This is a genomic window from Lacrimispora amygdalina, assembly GCF_900205965.1.
GTDB classification, from domain to species: Bacteria; Bacillota; Clostridia; order Lachnospirales; family Lachnospiraceae; genus Lacrimispora; species Lacrimispora amygdalina_A.
The window spans coordinates 1-3420 of the sequence record NZ_OAOF01000055.1 but is presented as its reverse complement, the minus strand read 5'-3'; the positions used below and the strand labels follow the sequence as shown (position 1 = coordinate 3420).

At 34.6% G+C, this 3420-nt stretch carries 4 protein-coding genes; 1 reads left to right on the top strand and 3 read right to left on the bottom strand.

Annotated features, from left to right (window positions below):
- Positions 1-104: 104 nt before the first annotated feature.
- Positions 105-839, top strand: coding sequence for an IS21 family transposase (gene istA, locus CRO04_RS25455; RefSeq protein ID WP_097007027.1), 735 nt, complete (start codon positions 105-107; stop codon positions 837-839).
- On the opposite strand, the gene CRO04_RS26035 is transcribed toward istA, so the two are convergent.
- The 3 genes from CRO04_RS26035 to CRO04_RS25445 form a co-directional block, all read right to left on the bottom strand.
- Positions 785-1060 (bottom strand): hypothetical protein, encoded by a 276-nt coding sequence (locus CRO04_RS26035; protein WP_141401051.1) that lies wholly within the window; start codon positions 1058-1060, stop codon positions 785-787. The genes istA and CRO04_RS26035 overlap by 55 nt on opposite strands.
- 243 nt (positions 1061-1303) lie before the next feature.
- Positions 1304-1765: a VanZ family protein gene (locus CRO04_RS25450; protein WP_097007026.1), complete on the bottom strand. Its 462-nt coding sequence runs from the start codon at positions 1763-1765 to the stop codon at positions 1304-1306.
- A gap of 69 nt (positions 1766-1834) precedes the next feature.
- Positions 1835-2326, bottom strand: coding sequence for a hypothetical protein (locus CRO04_RS25445; RefSeq protein ID WP_097007025.1), 492 nt, complete (start codon positions 2324-2326; stop codon positions 1835-1837).
- Positions 2327-3420 lie beyond the last annotated feature (1094 nt).

Sequence of the window (3420 nt, the reverse complement as noted above, 5' to 3'; positions counted from 1 at the left end):
TGCAATCCAAAAGTGTAACACTCCCTGCATAAAAAAATCCATTGTAACACCCTTCCAAATCCATTATCCTTATGTTTGTCGAGAACTTAAGGAGGAAGAAAGGAATGTTATCAATGGATGATATCAAGTATATCAAACGTCTCTACGAAAGTGAAGGGATTTCTATCCGTGAAATCATGCGCCGGACAGGCTATCACTATGAAACTATCAAAAAATACCTGGATATGGAGGACTTTAATGAGCCTCTTCATCCACCAAAGGATTCCATCTCTCTACTGGATCCACTGAAGCCTGTCATAGATCAATGGCTCCTTGATGATTTAAAAGCACCACGTAAACAACGTCAAACTGCAAAGCGTGTGTTTGAACGGCTGCAGGATGAATATCCTCAAATGCTTGAGGTAAAACTCCGCACCGTTCAGTATTATGTATCTCAAAAGAAAAAGGAATTATTTCAAACACAGCAGAAAGCATATCTTCCGCTGTATCATCCGCCAGGTGAAGCACAGATAGACTTTGGACATTTCTCTTATATCAATAATTCTGGAGAGATGACGGATGCATTGAAACTGACGATGTCATTTCCCTTCAGCAATCATTCCTACTGTCAGATATTTGGTGGCGAGAACCAGCAATGCCTGCTCCAGGGAATGAGAAATATCTTTGAATACATGGGCAAAGTTCCTTACAGGATTGTGTTTGACAATCTCTCCAGTGCAGTAGCACATATGGGAAAGGGACACAACCGAGTGCTGACAGAAGGTTTCAAGCGTTTTATGGCACACTATAAGTTTGAGGCAGCATTTTGTAACGGCGCTGCTGGCGTGTCTGAAATGTAGTCCCGGAGCCACAGGACAGATTCTCTGGACGCAATATATGAGATTATGGCGCTTAATTTTCTCTCATTTGCCGTCCTTAACTCTATATAATCCAGACCAGTAATATCCCCATCAAGGAATTTTACTAACATTTCCGCCAGCGCCACAGCATAAGCAACAATAGACAGGGATAAATAAAACAGCAGGTCGATCACAAAAATAATACTAATTGGTCGTTTCATTAAATAGCTCCCAAAAAACACCTTTAAAAAGAAAAATCTTCCGAAGGTGTTAAATGAAAAATGGTCGCAGTAGACAACCATAAACTGATCTATCTTTTTGAAATTTTGTAAAAAGAAAACATTTGCCACATCAATCCATCATTACATGAACAGTTTACTGTTAATAAGAGGCGATTCTGGACATATAGTAAATCTCCTGTCCTGTAACCATTATTGGATAGGTATCGAAAGGTTTGGCGTCTCTTAATATACCATTCTTTTTAAAATATAAAATAGGAAGTAACCTATTATACCGCCAGTACAATTTAAAATAATATCGTCTATATCAAATACACCTAGCATAGTAAATAGTTGAAAAGATTCAATTAAAAGTACGCTTAGGAATATTATTATAAATGTTTTATAGAATCTTTGAGCATTGATATAAACTAATGGAACTAAAAAACCCAGAGGAATGAATAAAATGATATTTCCAATGATGTTTTTCAATGACCACCATTCTGTAATATACTTTAATTGTGGAGCAATAGATCTAAAAGGTACTAAGTTGATATTCCAAATACCATCGCGTCGATTTTCCATTATAGAATTTACTCTGCTTGTAATATCATTAAAAGAACCATTAAATTTGACTGCAACAAATAGGAAAAGGAAAGCAGCATACATCCACAGAATTTTATGAAGAATAGTTTTTTTTAGTAACATAATTTCTACCTTTCAGTCAGCTTTAACTTGATACCAGAACCGGTTGCTTCTGGTATCAAGTTATGTATTTTATGAAATATTTCCATCAAATGAATATCTGTTGGAATTCGTTGGAACTTCAAAGCAAACGTAATATTTTGCACTAGAAGTAAGTCCGGTAAAAGTTGCCGTACCGTAACCATGTGAAATGGTTATTTTTTTACTTGTTACCTCTTTTTTTGAAGAATTAAAAACACGAACAGTTACTATATTGCTGGTTCCGCCATAACTTTCAAGTATGGTCCAATTATCCACCAATACATCCATTGAAGATGCACCAGTAAGCCATTTGCTTGTATACACTCTATAACCAACATCTTCTACTTGATAATTGTATTCGGAAACAGAAAGATTATGAATATCTGCGCTACTTGATGGCGGTTTAGCTCCATCTGGCTGTATTCCAATAGACGAAGGGGGAATAGGTGTTAATACATCTCTGTTTTCCGCCGCAAAAACACTTGTGCTCATACCAAGAACCATAATTGCAGCTAATGCAACCGATAGTAATTTCTTTAACATAAGTTTGTCCTCACTTTCATAAAATGATTTGATGGTTTTGTTTTCTACTTTTAGGAATTGTACTTAACTGAATAAATCAATTATTCATGCCAAATTATTTAGAACTTAACTTCACCAATGGAATTACCTCCCCCCCGGTCTTCGTTTCATATATAGCAATAAATCATAATACTTTAAGCCACTTATTTTGAAATGTTCAATTATAAATAATGCATAGAAAACCTAATTATTAAAATATTATCTTTAACATTTAAACTTCACAGCTACCGGAAGTAATGACCATCGGCAAGACATAATCCCGCACATCCTCTGGTTTCCTAATATCACACCTGCATTAATTAACCGATTTCCTCTACTGCTTCCTTCGTTATTTCCCTTGGATGATTGAATGTGTATTGATATAAATTGGATAAAGCGGCTTAAGCTATTCTCATAGTTCTTCTGTAATGCGCTGAGACATCGTAACCAGCGTCCTTGTATTATACCTCAGTTTTTTTCCTCTTTTAATAGCAATTTATTAGGATTATACCTTTAACTACCCAATGTCATCCGTGGAAGAGTTTAAAAAACGAGGCTAAAAATCGTATTTTTTAGCACTTTTTTTGTACATTTCCCGTCCAGAAGCCACTACATCTAGTGGTACACCCCATCTATTTCTTACTATTAGTTCCATTTTTTGTTTTACACAATAATAGTTTTCCTCCTTTCGTATTTTAAATGCTTTAATTCGCTCTCTATAAATAAAACGTTTTACCCCAAGGTTTTGTAACACTTATTTCATTATTTTCTAAAATTATCTCGAAATATATTTATTCATCAGTATTTTATTGTTCTTTTCTTACACATATTGTAAACTAACCAAGAGATTTACTTTTCTTATTTCTACTTAAATGGATTGCTTATCGAAAAAATAAAATTAAAATTATAAATACCTGTGATATTCTACTTTTAAACCGTAGTATATGATTTAGATCTATTGAACAAAATCGCTATCGCGATGGCTGTTCAAAATTCCTTTTATTCTCCACCCACCTCAAAAATAAATATGGCAGATTTTGAATTTTTCGTGTATTGTTAAGCTACCACACCTAAAC

Coding starts and splice junctions, on each gene's coding strand:
- istA (WP_097007027.1), top strand. CDS start 105: ATGTTATCAATGGATGATATCAAGTATATCAAACGTCTCTACGAAAGT.
- CRO04_RS26035 (WP_141401051.1), bottom strand. CDS start 1,060: ATGAAACGACCAATTAGTATTATTTTTGTGATCGACCTGCTGTTTTAT.
- CRO04_RS25450 (WP_097007026.1), bottom strand. CDS start 1,765: ATGTTACTAAAAAAAACTATTCTTCATAAAATTCTGTGGATGTATGCT.
- CRO04_RS25445 (WP_097007025.1), bottom strand. CDS start 2,326: ATGTTAAAGAAATTACTATCGGTTGCATTAGCTGCAATTATGGTTCTT.